At 31.4% G+C, this 17,713-nt stretch carries 16 protein-coding genes; 15 read left to right on the top strand and 1 reads right to left on the bottom strand.

The features are described from left to right. Nucleotides 1-12: 12 nt before the first annotated feature. The 15 genes from hisG (at nucleotide 13) to N5D90_RS10225 (ending at nucleotide 16,890) form a co-directional block, all read left to right on the top strand. A complete protein-coding gene (gene hisG / locus N5D90_RS10295) occupies nucleotides 13-870 on the top strand; it encodes an ATP phosphoribosyltransferase (RefSeq protein WP_280062392.1) in 858 nt (285 codons plus the stop codon). Between the two features lie 80 nt (nucleotides 871-950). Then, nucleotides 951-2,237: a histidinol dehydrogenase gene (gene hisD, locus N5D90_RS10290; RefSeq protein WP_280062391.1), complete on the top strand. Its 1,287-nt coding sequence runs from the start codon at nucleotides 951-953 to the stop codon at nucleotides 2,235-2,237. Between the two features lie 14 nt (nucleotides 2,238-2,251). Then, the gene (gene hisC / locus N5D90_RS10285; protein ID WP_280062390.1) at nucleotides 2,252-3,310 is read left to right on the top strand and encodes a histidinol-phosphate transaminase; all 1,059 of its coding nucleotides are present in this window, start codon (nucleotides 2,252-2,254) and stop codon (nucleotides 3,308-3,310) included. Between the two features lie 74 nt (nucleotides 3,311-3,384). Then, nucleotides 3,385-3,747 (top strand): four helix bundle protein, encoded by a 363-nt coding sequence (locus N5D90_RS10280; RefSeq protein WP_038336488.1) that lies wholly within the window; start codon nucleotides 3,385-3,387, stop codon nucleotides 3,745-3,747. A gap of 37 nt (nucleotides 3,748-3,784) precedes the next feature. Further along, nucleotides 3,785-4,918 carry a bifunctional histidinol-phosphatase/imidazoleglycerol-phosphate dehydratase HisB gene (gene hisB / locus N5D90_RS10275; RefSeq protein WP_280062388.1) on the top strand — a complete coding sequence of 378 codons (1,134 nt, stop codon included), beginning with the start codon at nucleotides 3,785-3,787 and terminating at the stop codon, nucleotides 4,916-4,918. Between the two features lie 76 nt (nucleotides 4,919-4,994). Continuing rightward, nucleotides 4,995-5,573: an imidazole glycerol phosphate synthase subunit HisH gene (gene hisH / locus N5D90_RS10270; protein WP_280062387.1), complete on the top strand. Its 579-nt coding sequence runs from the start codon at nucleotides 4,995-4,997 to the stop codon at nucleotides 5,571-5,573. A gap of 19 nt (nucleotides 5,574-5,592) precedes the next feature. Beyond that, nucleotides 5,593-8,712 (top strand): S41 family peptidase, encoded by a 3,120-nt coding sequence (locus N5D90_RS10265; protein WP_280062386.1) that lies wholly within the window; start codon nucleotides 5,593-5,595, stop codon nucleotides 8,710-8,712. Nucleotides 8,713-8,787: 75 nt separating this feature from the next. Next, nucleotides 8,788-9,501 carry a 1-(5-phosphoribosyl)-5-[(5-phosphoribosylamino)methylideneamino]imidazole-4-carboxamide isomerase gene (gene hisA / locus N5D90_RS10260; protein ID WP_280062385.1) on the top strand — a complete coding sequence of 238 codons (714 nt, stop codon included), beginning with the start codon at nucleotides 8,788-8,790 and terminating at the stop codon, nucleotides 9,499-9,501. A 68-nt stretch (nucleotides 9,502-9,569) separates the two neighbouring features. Next, nucleotides 9,570-9,926, top strand: a complete 357-nt coding sequence (locus N5D90_RS10255) for a four helix bundle protein (RefSeq protein ID WP_221410148.1) — start codon at nucleotides 9,570-9,572, stop codon at nucleotides 9,924-9,926. A 90-nt stretch (nucleotides 9,927-10,016) separates the two neighbouring features. Further along, nucleotides 10,017-10,769 (top strand): imidazole glycerol phosphate synthase subunit HisF, encoded by a 753-nt coding sequence (gene hisF, locus N5D90_RS10250; protein WP_038336482.1) that lies wholly within the window; start codon nucleotides 10,017-10,019, stop codon nucleotides 10,767-10,769. After that, nucleotides 10,766-11,377 carry a bifunctional phosphoribosyl-AMP cyclohydrolase/phosphoribosyl-ATP diphosphatase HisIE gene (gene hisIE / locus N5D90_RS10245; protein WP_280049037.1) on the top strand — a complete coding sequence of 204 codons (612 nt, stop codon included), beginning with the start codon at nucleotides 10,766-10,768 and terminating at the stop codon, nucleotides 11,375-11,377. The genes hisF and hisIE overlap by 4 nt, the downstream gene beginning before the upstream one ends. A 178-nt stretch (nucleotides 11,378-11,555) precedes the next feature. Beyond that, the gene (locus N5D90_RS10240) at nucleotides 11,556-13,019 is read left to right on the top strand and encodes an ankyrin repeat domain-containing protein (RefSeq protein ID WP_280062384.1); all 1,464 of its coding nucleotides are present in this window, start codon (nucleotides 11,556-11,558) and stop codon (nucleotides 13,017-13,019) included. Nucleotides 13,020-13,027: 8 nt separating this feature from the next. Beyond that, nucleotides 13,028-13,519: a DUF2271 domain-containing protein gene (locus N5D90_RS10235; protein ID WP_180905318.1), complete on the top strand. Its 492-nt coding sequence runs from the start codon at nucleotides 13,028-13,030 to the stop codon at nucleotides 13,517-13,519. A 2-nt stretch (nucleotides 13,520-13,521) separates the two neighbouring features. Further along, nucleotides 13,522-15,711 (top strand): PepSY domain-containing protein, encoded by a 2,190-nt coding sequence (locus tag N5D90_RS10230; protein ID WP_038336478.1) that lies wholly within the window; start codon nucleotides 13,522-13,524, stop codon nucleotides 15,709-15,711. A 177-nt stretch (nucleotides 15,712-15,888) separates the two neighbouring features. After that, nucleotides 15,889-16,890: an FAD:protein FMN transferase gene (locus tag N5D90_RS10225; protein WP_280062383.1), complete on the top strand. Its 1,002-nt coding sequence runs from the start codon at nucleotides 15,889-15,891 to the stop codon at nucleotides 16,888-16,890. A gap of 174 nt (nucleotides 16,891-17,064) precedes the next feature. Here the strand turns inward: N5D90_RS10225 and N5D90_RS10220 are convergent, their stop codons facing one another. Beyond that, complete coding sequence (locus N5D90_RS10220; protein ID WP_280062382.1) at nucleotides 17,065-17,652, bottom strand: hypothetical protein; 588 nt, start codon at nucleotides 17,650-17,652, stop codon at nucleotides 17,065-17,067. Nucleotides 17,653-17,713 lie beyond the last annotated feature (61 nt).

Genomic DNA, 17,713 nt, shown 5'->3' with positions numbered 1-17,713 from the left:
AAAATATTAAAAATGAGTAAATTAAAAATAGCTATTCAGAAAAGTGGTCGATTAAGTGAAAAATCACTCGAATTATTGAAAGATTGCGGAATTAAAATCTCTACAAGTAATCGAAAATTAAGAACCGAATCTCCAAATTTCCCTATCGAAGTTTTATTCTTACGCGATGATGATATTCCGCAATATGTAGAACAAGGCGTTGCTGATATCGGCATTTTAGGCGAAAATGAAGTTTGGGAAAAAAATAAAAATGTTACACAAATTCGTCAATTAGGTTTTGCAGGATGCAAACTTTGTTTAGCGATACCAAAAGATGAAATTTATACGGATTTAAGTTATTTTCAAGATAAAAAAATTGCTACTTCTTATCCACGAATTTTAGGAAAATTCTTCCAAGAAAAAGGAATTAATGTCAAAATTGAAGAAATCGGTGGAAGCGTAGAAATTGCACCAAGTATAGGTTTGGCAAATGCTATTTTTGATATCGTTTCTACAGGTTCTACTTTATTAACAAACGGTTTAAAACAAGTGGAAACGGTAGTTGAATCGCAAGCTGTTTTAATTTCTAATAAAAATCTTGATGTTGAAAAACAAGCTATTGTAGATCGTCTTTTATTTAGAATCGAAGCAGTTAAACAATCTTCTGAAAACAAATATATTTTATTAAACGCACCAAACGAAAAGTTAGAAGAAATCATTGCTTTGTTACCCGGAATGAAATCTCCAACAGTTTTACCATTGGCCGAGAAAGGTTGGTCATCAATCCACACTGTCATTAAGGAAGATACTTTTTGGGACATTATCGAGCAATTGAAAGCTTTGGGTGCAGAAGGAATTTTAGTATTAGAAATTGAAAAAATGATTTTATAAGATATAAGTCTTAAGGTATAAGTCATAAAGATGACAATAAAAACCTTAGATCTTAGGTCCTAGAACTTAAAACTAAAAAAATGCAAAAATATATCAAACCTCAACTTTCAGATTGGTCAACGTTAACAGCTCGACCAACGAAAGAAGCACAAAATTTACAAAAAATCGTTTTAGATGTTTTTGAAAAAATTCAAATCGAAAAAGATCAAGCATTAATTGATTTTACAGAAAAATTTGATCAAGTTAATTTAACTTCTTTAGAAGTTTCTACTCAAGAAATTGAAGAAGCAAAAAGTTTAATTTCTGAAGAATTGAAACAAGCAATTGAATTAGCAGCCTCAAACATCGAGAAATTTCATGCTTTACAACGCGAAGATGTCAAAATTATTGAAACAACAAAAGGTGTAAATTGTTGGAGAGAATCTCGCGGAATAGAAAATGTTGGAATCTACATTCCTGGCGGAACAGCTCCATTATTTTCTACAGTATTAATGTTAGGAATTCCTGCAAAATTAGCGGGTTGTCATAATATTATTTTGTGTACACCTCCAAATCAGGAAGAAAAAATTCATCCTGCTATTTTATATACAGCAAATTTAATTGGAATTGAAAAAATATATAAAGTTGGAGGAATCCAAGCCATTGGTGCGTTAACTTTTGGAACAGAAACGATTCAGAAAGTTGATAAAATTTTTGGACCAGGAAATCAATACGTAACTGCTGCAAAACAGGTTGCTCAGAATTTTGGAGTTGCTATTGATATGCCCGCAGGTCCAAGTGAAGTTTTGGTAATTACTGATGAAACTTCAGTTCCTAAATATGTCGCAGCCGATTTATTATCGCAAGCAGAACACGGAATAGATTCACAAGTGATTTTATTAACAACAAACGAGCAAACATTAAACGAAACAATTATTGAAATTAATGCTCAATTAGAAGTTCTACCAAGAAAAGAATTAGCAGCTAAAGCTCTAGAAAATTCACGAGGAATTCTTTTAAATTCAATCGAAGAATGTGTAACTTTTTCTAACATTTATGCTCCAGAACATCTAATTTTTGCTTGCGAAACAGCTGAAAATTATATCGGAAAAATTATTAATGCAGGCTCAGTTTTCTTAGGAAATTATTCGTGCGAATCCGCTGGAGATTATGCGTCTGGAACCAATCACACATTACCAACAAACGGATATGCAAAGAATTATTCAGGTGTGTCTTTTGATAGTTTTATCAAGAAAATTACTTTTCAAAAATTAACAGCACAAGGAATTCAAAATATTGGTCCAGCAATCGAATTAATGGCCGAAGCCGAAGAATTATTTGCCCACAAAAACGCAGTTACCTTAAGACTAAATGATCTAAAATCGTAAATCAAAAATCGTACATGAATTCTTTTAACATAAACAACATCATTCGTCCCAACGTAAAAGCGATGAAAGCCTATTCATCGGCGCGTGACGAATTTCAAGAAATAAATGACGATTTCGTTTTCTTAGATGCGAACGAAAATCCATTCAACAATGGGCTAAATCGTTATCCCGATCCTTTGCAACGCAATGTAAAATCGATTTTAAGTGAAATCAAAAACTTTCCTGCCAATCAGATTTTATTAGGAAATGGAAGTGACGAAGTTTTGGATTTAATTTTTCGTGCATTTTGCGAACCGAATCAAGATAATGTCATTGCGATTTCTCCTTCCTATGGAATGTATGGAGTTTTAGCTAATCTGAATGCAATTGAATACCGAAAATCATTATTAAACGAAGAAGATTTTCAACCAAATATCGAAGATATTTTCTCAAAAGTTGATGACAATACGAAAATGATTTTCTTGTGTTCGCCTAATAATCCAACTGGAGAAATCATCAAAAGAGAATTTATTTTAGAAATTGTAACTCGTTTTAATGGTTTAGTAATTATCGACGAAGCGTATATCGATTTCGCTACGGGAGTTTCTTGGATAAAAGAAATCAAAAATTATCCTAATGTAATTGTTACACAAACTTTATCGAAAGCGGTTGGTTTGGCAGGAATCCGTTTAGGAATTTTGTATGCTTCACAAGAAATTGTTGATGTTTTAAACAAGATTAAACCGCCTTATAATATTAATCAATTAACACAATTAAAAGCGATTGAAATTTTAAGCGATTACGATAAAGTGATAGCTGTTACAAATACAATTATCGAACAAAAAGAAGTTTTAGAAACTGCTTTAATTGAGATTTCATTTGTAGAAAAAATCTATCCAAGCGATGCGAATTTCATTTTGATCAAAGTTGATAATGCAAACGAACGTTACAATCAATTGGTCGAAAAAGGAATTGTCATTCGTAATCGAAACAACGATGATTTATGTCAAAACTGTTTGAGAATCACAGTTGGAACGGATGAGGAAAATGAGAAACTTATGACTACGTTAAAAGATTTAGTACGTAAGATTTAAGACATAAGGATTACAAATAATGAACAAATTTTGTTAACTTAATTTTTAATCTAATCATCTTAAAATCTGTAATTATGGCAACATTTAAAGACCTTATTGTTTGGCAAAAATCACATCAACTTGTTTTGAAGATTTATGAATTGACTAAATTATTTCCTCGAGAAGAAATTTATGGTTTAACAAGCCAAATAAGACGCGCTGCTTATTCCATACCTTCAAATATTGTTGAAGGAAAGAAAAAGAAAACAATTCCGCATCAGCTAAGTTTTATAAATATTGCAGAAGGTTCTTTAGAAGAAGTCAAGTATTTCTTGATTTTAAGTAAAGATCTAAATTATATAGAAGAAAATAAATTTAATGAATTAATAAAAGACGCAGAAGAAATTGGAAAACTTATTAATGGTTATGAGAAATTTATTAAAAACTCAAAACCTTAAATCTTACGTCTTATGTCTTATGTCTTATAAACTAATTATGAAAAAAATACTATTCATCGATCGCGACGGAACAATGATCTTGGAACCCGAAGACTACCAAGTTGACAGCTTTTCGAAACTAGAGTTCTATCCAGAAGCATTTACTTATTTAGGTAAAATTGCGAAAGAATTGGATTACGAATTAGCGATGGTAACCAATCAAGATGGTTTGGGAACGCCTGCTAATCCAGAAGAATTATTCTGGCCGATTCAAAATTTTGTGGTGAAAGCATTCGAAAATGAAGGGGTGAAATTCGAAGATATTTACATTGATAAAACCTTTGCACACGAAAATGCGCCAACGCGCAAACCAGGCACAGCTTTGTTAACAAAATATATTAATAATCCAGAGTACGATTTAGTAAATTCGTTTGTGATTGGTGATCGAATTACAGATGTTAAATTAGCTCAAAACCTTGGTGGAAAAGGAATTTTCATCGCGAATGATGAAGCTTTAGGAGCAGACGAAATCAATGATAACGAAGGTTTGAATGAAACGATTGCTTTAAAAACAACGTCGTGGAAAGATATTTATGAGTTCTTAAAACTTCAAAATCGTACCGCTTCAATTGTTCGTAACACGAATGAAACAAAGATCAAAATAGATTTAAACTTAGACGGAACCGGAAAATCCGATATCTCGACAGGAATCCACTTTTTCGATCATATGCTAGATCAAATTGCGCGTCATGGTCAAATGGATTTGGTGATTAAAGTCGATGGCGATTTAGAAGTTGACGAACATCACACAATTGAAGATACAGCAATTGCTTTAGGCGAAGTTTTCGCTCAAGCTTTAGGAAACAAATTAGGCATCGAACGTTACGGATTTACTTTACCAATGGACGATTGTTTAGCTCAAGCAGCGATTGATTTTGGTGGAAGAAATTGGTTGGTTTGGGAAGCAGATTTTAAACGTGAAATGATTGGTCAAATGCCAACAGAAATGTTTTATCATTTCTTCAAATCATTTACAGACGGAGCAAAAGCCAATTTAAACATCAAAGCAGAAGGTACAAATGAGCACCACAAAATCGAAGCGATTTTCAAAGCCTTTGCCAAAGCCATAAAAGTAGCGGTTAAGCGTGATCCAGAAAAAATGATTTTACCATCAACAAAAGGACTTTTGTAGACTTAAGTCTTAAGGTATAAGTTCTAAGGATTTTCTTTTCCTTATGCCTTACGACTTAGAACTTAGAACTAAAAAAATGATAGCAATAGTAAAATACAACGCAGGAAATGTAAAATCGGTGTACAATGCGGTGACTCGTTTGGGTTACGAAGCGGTGGTTACGGACGATTTTGAAACCTTGCAAAATGCAGATAAAGTAATTTTCCCTGGAGTTGGCGAAGCAAGTTCTGCGATGGTTTATTTAAAAGAAAAAGGATTAGATAAAGTCATCAAAAACTTAAAACAACCGACTTTGGGAATTTGTTTGGGTCAGCAATTGATGTGCGCTTATTCGGAAGAAGGAAATACCGATTGTTTAGGAATTTTCCCTATTCAAGTGAAATTATTTCCTTCAACAGAAATTGTTCCTCATATGGGCTGGAACACGATTTATGATTTAAAAACACCTTTATTTAATAATGTTCAAGAAAACTCCGACATTTATTATGTACATAGTTTTTATTGCGAAAATTCAGAATATACGATCGCGAAAACAGATTATATTTTAGAATATTCAGCAGCTTTAAATAAAGATAATTTTTACGCAACTCAATTTCACCCAGAGAAATCTGCAGGAATAGGAGAACAAATACTAAAAAACTTTCTAAGTTTATAGTAATTATAAATTCTCACACATGAAAAAAATAGTTTTTACTTTACTTAGTGCTTTTGCAATTTCGCAGGTTTCTGCTCAGGAAAAAGTGTATTTTACCTCTACCCCTTCTTTAAGTCCAGATGCTAAAACGGTTTATTTTAGTTACGATGGCGACATTTGGTCAACTGACATTAATGGTGGAAATGCGTCAAGAATCATAGCTTTAGAAGGCGAAGAAATTAATCCTCGTGTTTCACCAGACGGAAAATGGTTAGCGTTTAGTTCTAATCAATACGGGAATTACGATATTTATGTGATGCCTATAAATGGTGGGAAAATCAAGCAATTGACGTTTCATCAAGCCAAAGACGAAGTCGAAAGTTGGAGCTGGGATAGTAAATCGATCTATTTTACATCAAACCAAAATAATGGATTTGGAAGTTTTAAAATTAATTTAGATGGAAAAACACCAGAAGCGCTTTTTACAAATTATTTCAACACAACAAATGGTTTAGTAGAAACTCCTCAAGGCGAATATATTTTCACAAATTCATCTGAAAGTGCAAGTCAAGTTACACGAAAAAGATACAAAGGAGAAAATAATCCAGATTTATTAGGATATAATCCAACCACAAAAAGTTATAAACAATATACCGATTACAACGGAAAAGATTTTAATCCAACAGTTGATAAAAACGGAATTATTTATTTTATTTCGGACGAAAATAATGGCGAATACAACTTATATCAATTAGCAAATGGTAAAAAAGAAGCGTTAACAAAATTTGAAACTTCCATCAAGAAACCTTTTGTTTCGGCTGATGGTTCAAAAGTTGTTTTCGAAAAAGATTATCAATTATTTGTTTACGATGTAAAAGCAAAAACATCGAAGCCTCTTACAATTAATGTCAATTCGAATAAATCTTTAGAAAAAGAACAAAATTTTGAAGTTGAAAATAATATTGACTATTTTGATATTTCTCCTGACGGAAAGAAAATGGCTTTTGTAAGTAGAGGAATTATTTTTGTTTCGGATAATGAAGGAAAATTTGTCAATCAAATTTCTGATGGAAAAGAGCGTGTTTTAGAAGTAAAATGGTTAAAAGACAACAAAAATTTAATCTTCAACCAAACCTATAAAGGTTATCAAAATTGGTTCAAAATTTCGGCTGACGGAAAAGGAAAAGTTGAACAATTAACTTCTGATTTAAGAAATAATCGAGACATTACGTTCAACAATGATTTATCACAAGCTGTTTATTTAAGCGGACGCGATGAAGTAAGATTATTAGATTTGAAATCACTTAAATCATCAACAATTGTTAAAGATGAAATTTGGGCTTTCCAAAATTCGAAACCATCTTTTTCTCCAAATGATGAATATGTGTTATTCTCTGCAAAACGCAATTTCGAGTTAGATATTTTTATTCACAACATCAAAAAAAATACAACTGTTAATTTAACGAATACTGGTGTTTCTGAAGCTGATCCTACTTGGTCTCCAGACGGAAAATATATCTATTTTTCAAGCGATAGAAAAAATCCGTCCTATCCTTTAGGAATGCAAGAATCAAGTATTTATCGCGCTTCTTTAGATTGGTTTGATCAAGCTTATAAATCAGAAAAATTTGATAATTTATTTGTCGAAGAAAAAAAGGTTGAAAAGAAAGAGAAAAAAGAAGAAAAGAACGATTTTAAAGCATTAACTATTAATCCTGAAGGATTCTTGGAACGAATCGAATTGGTAACAGACCGTTTTGGATATCAAACAAATCCTTTTGTTTTTGCGGATGATAAAAAGCAATTTTTATTCTATAATACCAATCAAGAAAATGGTAAATTTCAGTTATACAGAAAAACAACCATTGATTTTGAAGAAGATAAAACAGATAAAATATTCAACAAAGGCGCTGATTTTATCGTAAAAAATGAGAAAAATCTTTATGCTTTAATCGATAATTCTGTTTACAAATTTGGCATTAGTTCTACAAATCCTGAAAAAGTGAATATTAAATATAATTTCAATAAAAACTTGGCTTCAGAATTCAATCAAATGTACGAGGAAGCTTGGGCTGGAGTAGAAGAAAATTTCTATGATGAGAATTTTCATGGAATCGATTGGAAAGCTAAAAAAGAGCAATACGCAACGTTTTTACCTTATGTCAACAATCGAAATGATTTGAGAATTTTGTTAAATGATATGCTAGGTGAATTGAATTCTTCGCATTTAGGTTTTTCATCTTTCGGAAAAGAAGAAAGTCGAAGATTGAATTATTTCACCAACGAAACAGGAATTATTTTCAAAAAAGATCAACCTTTTACAGTTGAAAAAATCTTACGAAAATCTCCTGCTTTTCTTAAAAATGTTGATGTTCAAGAAGGTGATATTTTAGTGAGCGTAAATGGGCAAAAAATCGATCAAAACCAAAATCGCGAAACTTATTTTACAACGCCTAAAAAATTAGAAGAATTAACTCTTGAATTTGACCGAAAAGGAAAAACAATTTCGACGAAGATTCATCCAATTTCAAATAACGAATTGAAATCGCTTTTATATGATGAATGGATTTATGAAAATCGTCAGCGTGTAAAAAAATTAAGCAACGATAGAATCGCTTATTCGTACATGAAAAATATGTCTAATTCTGAATTGGATGTATTTTTATTGGACATGGTAGAGCAAGAGAATAGAAAAGATGGTGTCATTTTAGATTTACGTTTCAATACAGGTGGAAATGTACATGATAAAGTCTTGAACTTTTTATCGCAAAGACCTTATTTGAAATGGAAATATCGTGAAGGACAATTAACTGTTCAACCGAACTTTGCACCTTCAGGAAAACCAATTGTTTTATTAATTAACGAATACTCATTAAGCGATGCAGAAATGACAGCCGCAGGATTCAAAGCTTTAAAATTAGGAAAAATCATCGGTCAAGAAACGTATCGATGGATCATTTTTACTTCTGGAAAAGGATTAGTTGATGGTTCATTTTATCGTTTACCAAGTTGGGGAACTTATACTTTGGATGGACAAAATTTAGAAAAAACTGGTGTTAAACCTGACATTTATATTAAAAACACGTTCTTAGATCGACTAGAAAATAAAGACCCACAATTGGAACGTGCAATCCAAGAGGTCATGAAAGAATTAAAATAAATTTAAGACTTAAGTTGTAAGGCGTAAGAAGTTACACCTTAGATCTTATGTCTTACACCTTAAAACTAAAGAATAATGAGAATCATTCCAGCTATAGATATTATCGACGGAAAATGCGTTCGATTATCGCAAGGCTATTACGATACAAAAAAAATATACAACGAAAATCCATTGGAAGTAGCAAAAGAATTCGAGGATTACGGTATCGAATATTTGCACTTGGTGGATTTAGACGGCGCAAAATCAAAGCAAATTATTAATCATAAAACCCTAGAATTAATTGCTTCTAAAACCAATTTAAAAGTTGATTTTGGCGGTGGAATTAAGGCTAATGATGATATTAGAATTGCTTTTGAATGTGGTGCAAATCAAATTACAGGTGGAAGTATTGCTGTTCAAAACCAAACATTATTTCAAGAATGGATTTCACAATATGGAAGTGATAAAATTATTTTAGGCGCAGATGCTAAAGATCGAAAAATTGCTACACATGGTTGGTTAGAAACCTCAGAATTGGATGTCATTGATTTTATTCAAGAATATAAAACTAAAGGAATTGATTATGTGATTTGTACAGACATTGCGAAAGATGGGATGTTACAAGGAACTTCAAACGAATTGTACGCTGAAATTTTAGCAGCTTCGGATGTCAAATTAATTGCTTCGGGTGGTGTTTCTTCGATCGACGATTTAATTAAAGTGAAAGAGTTAGGTTGTGAAGGAGCAATTTTGGGAAAAGCTATTTATGAAGGAAGAATTGATTTGAAGGATTTACGTTTGTTGATTTAGCGATTAACGATTTATGAGTTACGATTAAGATTTCGTAAATTGTATATCGTAAATCTAAAATAAACAAAGTGCAAGAGATTATTAAGAAACGAACAAAACAAATTGGAATAGACGTTATTCTTTTGATTAATCAATTCCCAAATTCGATTGCAACAAGAGCTATTTCTAATCAAATCATTCGAAGTGCAACTTCAATTGGAGCAAATTATAGAGCAGCTTGTCGTGCAAAATCAACGGCTGATTTTATTAATAAACTCAAAATCGTTGAAGAAGAAACTGACGAAACTATTTATTGGTTGGAAATTTTAGAGGAATCTAAATTATTTGAATCACCTAAAATTAATCAGTTAAAAATCGAGCTCAACGAAATATTATCAATTATTGTTAGCTCAATAAAAACTTTAAGAAATAAACAAAATAAATGATTTGAGATTTTTGATTTACGATTGTCGATTATCATTAAATCGCAAATTCCTAAATTGTAAATCTGAATTCGTAAATCTAAAATATACTACGTGTTAAAAAAAAGAATCATTCCGTGTCTGGACATCAAAGATGGAAGAACGGTAAAAGGGGTTAATTTCGTGGGTTTACGCGATGCGGGAGATCCAGTAGAATTGGCAAAAAAATATGTAGAAGAAGGCGCTGATGAATTGGTGTTTTTGGATATCACAGCTACCATTGAAAAGCGTAAAACTTTAGCTGAAATGGTGGAGAAAATTGCTTCGGCGATTAATATACCGTTTACAGTTGGTGGTGGAATCAATTCGGTGGAAGATGCTTCGGCGGTCATCAAAGCTGGCGCAGATAAAGTTTCGGTGAATTCTTCGGCGGTTAAAAATCCTCAATTAATTGCAGATTTAGCTGCTCGATTTGGATCGCAATGTGTAGTCGTTGCTGTAGATACTCGCGATGTAAATGGAACACAAAAAGTTTTCGTAAGCGGTGGAAAAATTGAAACCGAATGGGAAACCTTAGATTGGGTCAAAAAAGTAGAAGAATTTGGCGCTGGCGAAATTCTGTTAACATCTATGGATGGAGATGGGACAAAAGCTGGTTTCAAAATTGATATCACAAAAGCAGTTGCTGATACTGTAAATCTTCCAGTAATAGCTTCGGGTGGAGCTGGAAAAATGGAGCATTTTACAGAAGTTTTTACCCAAACAAAAGCAAGTGGTGGATTGGCTGCAAGTATTTTTCACTTTGGTGAAATTCCAATTCCGACGCTTAAAAATTATTTAAAAGAACAAAATATTCCGATACGATGAAGATCGATTTCAATAAAAGTAATGACGGATTAGTTCCCGTTATTATTCAAAATTATCTTAACAATAGAGTTTTGATGTTAGGTTATATGAACGAAGAAGCTTTTAACAAAACCCAAGAAATTGGAAAAGTGACCTTTTATTCTCGTTCAAAAAATAGATTATGGACAAAAGGTGAAGAATCAGGAAACTTCTTAGAGGTTAAATCAATTGCGGTTGATTGCGACAACGATACAGTTTTAATCAAAGCAAAACCTTTTGGACCAACTTGTCATACGGGTTCTACGACTTGTTTTAAAGAAGAAACCAACCACGGATTTGTATATGAATTAGAACAAACCATTAACGATAGAATTGATTTGGACAATGATCCAGATTCGTATACCAACAAATTATTCAAAAGAGGAATCAATAAGGTTGCGCAAAAAGTAGGTGAAGAAGCAGTTGAATTGGTAATTGAAGCCAAAGACAACAACGATGATTTATTTATTAATGAAGCCGCGGATTTAATGTATCATTATTTAATTTTATTGAAAGCCAAAGGTTTCAAATTAGAAGATGTAGAAAATGTTTTGAAATCAAGAGAAAATGGTCCAAGACGAGCTGAGTAAAGTAGTTTAGAAATATAAAAGATTGCAGATTAGCAATCTTTTTTGTTTTCAAAAAACTGATGTTTAGCAGAATTAGCCAAATTTATTTAATTTAATTAGAATTAATATAAATAAAAATAATACTTTTGAAATCAAATTAAAATTAGTCTAAATAATCATTACAATATATTCTATTCATATGAAAAAATTATTCATTTCTGCTGCTATCCTTGTTGCTTCATTTATTCAAGCTCAAACGAATACGTTGATGGACGCTGGTTTTTGGAAAAATAATCCAACAATAGAAACTGTAAAAACTGAAATTTCGAAAGGAAATAGTCCTTCTTTTCAAAATGGTGGTTTCTTTGATCCTGTTGTGATAGCGATTAACAATAAAGCAGATTTTAATGTGACTAAATTTTTAATTGAACAAGAAGGAAATTCTATTGATAAAAAAACGCATCACTCAAGAATTTATCTTCAATGGGCTGCGGCTGCGGGGAATTTAGAATTGGTAAATTATTTATTAGCCAAAGGTTCTGATGTTCACTACAAAGACAGCCATGGTTACGATGTGATTACGTATGCTGCAAGTGCTGGAAATCAAAATATAGCGGTTTACGATGCGTTAATTAAAGCTGGTGCCAATCCAAAAGTTAAAGGAGAAAATGGGACTAACTTAATTATGGAAGCAATTGCAAATGATGATGATTTAAAAGTAACAGAATACTTTATTTCGAAAGGTTTATCATTAAGCGAAAAAGACGCTAACGGACGTACTATAGCGGATTATGCTGCAAAATTAGGAAACTTATCAATCATAGATAAATTAATCGCGAAAGGTGTAAAACCTACAGATCAAGCTTTATTTTTTGCCACTCAAGGTTCGAGAACAAAAGAAAATGGTGTAGAAGTTTTCCAAGAATTAATTACAAAATATAAATTAAATCCAAAAGCGTTAAATCCAGACGGACAAACATTATTACATGCTTTATCTCGCAGAGGAAACTCAGAAACAATCAACTTTATCTTATCAAAAGGTGTTGATGCTAAAATTGCTGATAAAGAAGGAAACACTGCATTAATGGTTGCTGCTGGAGGAAAAAACACAGATTTAATCAATACATTTTTATCAAAAGCAAATAATGTAAATGCGATTAATAAAAATGGTGAGTCAGCTTTAACGAAAGCTGTTGCTTCTGGAACATCTCAAATCGTTTCTTTATTATTAGAAAAAGGCGCTAAAGCTAATATTGTTGATAAAGATGGAAATAATTTGGCTTATTATTGGTTCAATTCTTTCAAACCAAATGATGAATCATTCGCTGAAAAACAAGCTTTATTAACAAATGCAAAAGTTGATTTTAAAGCTACTCAAAGCAAAGGTGCAACTTTGTTACACATCGCTGTTGATAAAGGAAATGTAAATTTGGTAAAGAAAGCGATTGAATTAGGTGTAAATATTAATACACAAGATGAAGACGGAAATACAGCGTTACACAAAGCAGCTTTGATTGCGAAAGATGATGCAATCTTGAAAACTTTGGTTGCTGCTGGAGCGAAAAAAGATATTAAAACAGAATTTGACGAAACGGCTTATGATTTGGCTGGAGAAAACGAATTCTTAAAGAAAAATAATGTGTCTATTGACTTTTTAAAATAATGAAGGAGATGAAATTTAACTTAATCAAAAAATTAGTTGGATTAGTTGTAATCTTAATGGCAACTGCCACTTTTGCACAAACAACAAAATACAAAACAATGATTCAGATGAATAATTACACAGGAAAAGAAGCCTATGTAGTGATTTCATTAATCAATCCAAAAGGACAATACGAAAAAACTTTAGGTGTTTTGGGAACGGATAACGAGTGGTACAACACGTTAAAAGAATGGCACAAATTCAATAGTAAAAAGAAAGAAAAATTAAACGGAATTACAGGTGCTTCAGTTGCTGGAGGAGCGAGAGCTACACGTGTCATCGAGTTTGATACTGCAAAATTGAATAAAGGATACAAATTACGTTTTGAATCTGCTGTTGAAACTCAAAAATACGTCGCAAAAGACGCCGAAGTTGCATTAAATTCTGCGGATTTAGACAACAAAGCAGGTATCAAAGGTTCAGTTTATATTAAAGCCGTACGTTTTATAAAAGTTCAATAAAAATGACATTATCTATTTGGAGATATGCGCATTTGAGTCTTGCAATTTTATCTTCAGCATTTTTAGTTATTCTATCTATCACAGGAGTAATTTTGGCTGTTGATGCAATAAACGAAAAATCGCCCGCATACAAAGTAGAAAATTTCGATAACATAACACTCGCGCAAGTTTTACCAACTTTGCGCGAGCATTATTTTGAAATAATAGAAGTTAAAGTTGATCACAATGATTTTGTGACGATTGATGCTATGGACGAAGATGGGAATTCGATCAAATCTTACATTGATCCTACAACAGGAAAAAAGATTGGTGAAATTGTTCCAAAAAGTGATTTCATCAATTGGGTCACAGCCTTGCACCGTTCATTATTTCTAAAAGAAACTGGTCGAGCAATCGTTGGCGTAGTCTCTTTTTTATTGATGTTAATTTCAATAAGTGGATTAATCTTAATCGTAAAACGTCAACAAGGAATCTTAAACTTCTTCATCAAAGTTAACAAAGACTCTTTTTCACAATATTTCCACGTTGTAACTGGACGTTGGTTATTAATTCCAGTTTTAATCATTGCATTAACAGGAACATTGATTTTCTTAGCACGATTAGAACCTTTAGTTGGTCAACCAAAAGAAATCGAGCATCAAGCTAAAGAAAATTTACAACCAAAAGATTTAAAAGACATTGAGTTTTTCAAAAACACGAAATTAAGTAGTGTAGAAAAGATTGAATTTCCTTTTATTCCAGATGATGAAGCTGAACCATTTATCGTTCATTTAAGAAAAAAATCGGTTTCGGTTAATCAAGTAAATGGAGCGATTATTTCAGAATCGCTAAATCCTTATTCTGCAATTGTAGAAAAATTTAATATCGATTTACATACGGGTCGCACCAATGTGATTTGGGCAGCGATTTTAGGAATTGCTTCACTTAATATTTTATTTTTTATTTGGTCAGGATTTGTAATTACGTTCAAACGTACAAAAACGAAAATCGGCAAAAATAAATATAAAGCTATCGAAGCTGAAATTATCCTTTTAGTTGGTTCTGAAAATGGATCGACTGTTGGTTTTGCTTCAAAAATTCAAGAACAATTTTTAGCAAACGGGAAAAAATCATTCATCGCTCAGATGAATCAATATGAAATTTATCCAAAGGCAAAACAACTCATCATTTTTACTTCCACTTATGGAATTGGTGATGCGCCTGCGAATGCTAAGAAATTTGAACAATTAATCACACAATTTCCACAAAACCAATCCATCGAATTTTCGGTTGTAGGATTTGGCTCAAGAGCCTATTCAGATTATTGTGGATATGCGATAAAAGTTGACAAATGGTTGAATGATCAAAAATGGACAACTCGATTATTGGATTTAAAAACAATAAACGATAAATCGCCAGAAGAATTCACAAATTGGGTCATTTCTTACAAGGAAACTACAGATATTCCATTAGCAACAACGCCTGCGATGTATGTTGGAAAAGCACCAAAACTGAAAAATGTTAAGGTAATTTCTAACACAAAAGTAACAGAAGAAGATGCCACATTTAAAGTTGTTTTAGATGTAAAAGAGAAATTCAAATCTGGAGATTTATTAGCAATTTATCCAGAAAGCGATCACAAAGAACGTTTATATTCAGTCGGAAAAGTTGATAATAAATTGCAACTAATTGTAAAATTGCATGAGTTTGGATTAGGTTCTCAATATTTATATAATTTGGTTCAAAACTCTACGATTAAAGCTCGAATTGTCAAAAACAAAGCCTTTAGATTCCCAAAAACTTCAAAAGTTGTGATGATTGCAAACGGAACGGGAATTGCGCCTTTCCTTGGAATGATTGACGAGAATTCAAAAAATGTTGAAACGCATTTATATTGCGGTTTTAGACATGATAATGAAACAACAAAATCTTATCAAGAATTTGCAACGAAACAAATTTCTACGAATCATTTGAGTCAATTTCATATTGCTTTTTCACGTGAAGAAAATAAACAATATGTGATGGATTTAGTCAATCGTGATGCTAAATTCTTTGCTGAAACATTACAAAATGGTGGAATTCTTATGATTTGTGGCGCTCTGAAAATGCAACATGATGTGGAAAAAGTTTTGGAAGAAATCTGTCAACAACATTTGAAAAAATCATTCGAAGAATTTAAAACAAACGGACAATTTTTGACGGATTGTTATTAGAAAAATTGTTGAAACAATCCTGAGACGAGTTAAGAATTACAAAATCTTGTCAAGCTGAATTCATTTCAGCTTCTCATTATTATTTATTCTCTAATTTCTTGTCATACCGGGCCTGTCGAGGTATCTTTAAGTTTCAGACTCTTCGATAAACTCACAATAACAAATGAATAAAACATCATGCAATTCATTCTAAAAAATATATTCACTTTTATACTATTGTATGTTCTAACTCCGATAAATGCTCAAACGGTTGGAGTTAGAGATACAATTTTGATGGGAAGTAAATTCAAAATTACATTGGTTGACACCGATTCTATTTCTGTTGAAAAAAATATCAATAAAGCAATTGATGAAATGATCAGAATCGAGAATTTGATTTCTGATTGGAAACCTACTTCACAAGTTTCTTTTGTCAATCAAAATGCAGGAATAAAACCCATTAAAGTTGATCGCGAGGTTTTTGACTTAACAAGACGTGCGATTTATTTTTCGCAACTAACCGATGGTGCTTTTGACATTAGCTTTGCAGCAATGGATAAAATATGGAAATTTGATGGTTCAATGGAAAAGATTCCAACTCAGGAAGAAATTTCAAAAGCTATTGAAAAAATCGGTTATAAAAACATTATTTTGAATGAAGAAAATTCAACTATTTTCTTAAAAAAAGTTGGAATGAAAATCGGTTTTGGATCAACAGGAAAAGGTTATGCAGCACAAAAAGCACGAACTTTCATGCAAGACTTAGGAATACAAGCGGGTATAATTGATGCTTCTGGAGATATGACAACTTGGGGAAATCAATCAAATGGAGAACCTTGGAAAATTGGAATTACAAATCCATTTAATCGACATAAAATGTTGGATATTCTCTCAATGAAAAATGCTGCTGTTACGACTTCTGGTGATTACGAAAAATTTATTTTGATTGATGAAGTTCGCTATTCACACATTATTAATCCCAAAACTGGAATTCCTTCAACAGGATTAACAGGGGTTACAGTAATCGGCGAAAATGCTGAAATGTGTAATGGTTTTAGCACTTCTATCATGGTTTTAGGAAAAGAAAAAGGATTGAATTTAATCAATCAACAAAAAGATTACGCTGCTCTTTTTATTACAGATAAAGGGAAGATTATTCGTTCAAAAAACTACAAAAAAATTAAACGAAAACTTGGGTAATAACACTTAAAAATGGTATTTGGATATGCAGTTTCAACGTAAAAATGCGCCTTACTAAGCATTCCTAACTACAAAAACATTTATACAAAACAACACTCTCAAAATATCAATAATTTAGCCTAAATTATTTAGGTGTATAATAATGTTTAGTAGATTATTTTTATTGAAAAAGTATTATTTCATTTTTAATAATTCTTCTTTAAAATCCTTATATAAAATGTTATATGTTTTTAATAATTGCTCATCTTGTGTTGTCGATGATGTTGAATATTCATATGATATTTTTATTCTAGACATCGACTCTTTAGAGTATAATACTTTTCTTTTTTCTATATCTATTAATTGTAAAATAACGTGGTACTCTCTCTCTTTATTTTTTTCATATGTAGTTATAGATGTGAAATTTTTTTGAGCTAAAATACTAGGCTTTAAAATAGTTTGAATTAGTAATATATATTCACTTTTTGTTTCATTTCTAATTATATCCAATTGTTCATCATTTAAATGAAAAATAAATTTCTCATTACTAAATTCTAGAAAACTTGGATTCAATAAAATATTTTTAATAATATTAGAAAAATCTGAATCTACTTTATTAGAAAAATCAACTCCTACTGAATAAAAATTATTCTTTATTAAAACAAATTTATCTTCTTCTTTTATAGAAAAATTATTTAAGTTTTTTTCTGTATGTAAATAATATTTAGGCGTAACTAAACATGAAGAGAATATAACAAATGATAGATAAATCAAATATTTCATTTTTTTATTAAATATAATTACAATTTATTTATATTTAACTAATTATAATAAATTATAAATC

Source organism: Empedobacter sp. GD03797, assembly GCF_029842105.1.
GTDB classification, from domain to species: domain Bacteria; phylum Bacteroidota; class Bacteroidia; order Flavobacteriales; family Weeksellaceae; genus Empedobacter; species Empedobacter falsenii_C.
The sequence above is the reverse complement of the archived record's forward strand: the minus strand, read 5'-3'. Positions and strand labels throughout refer to the sequence as shown.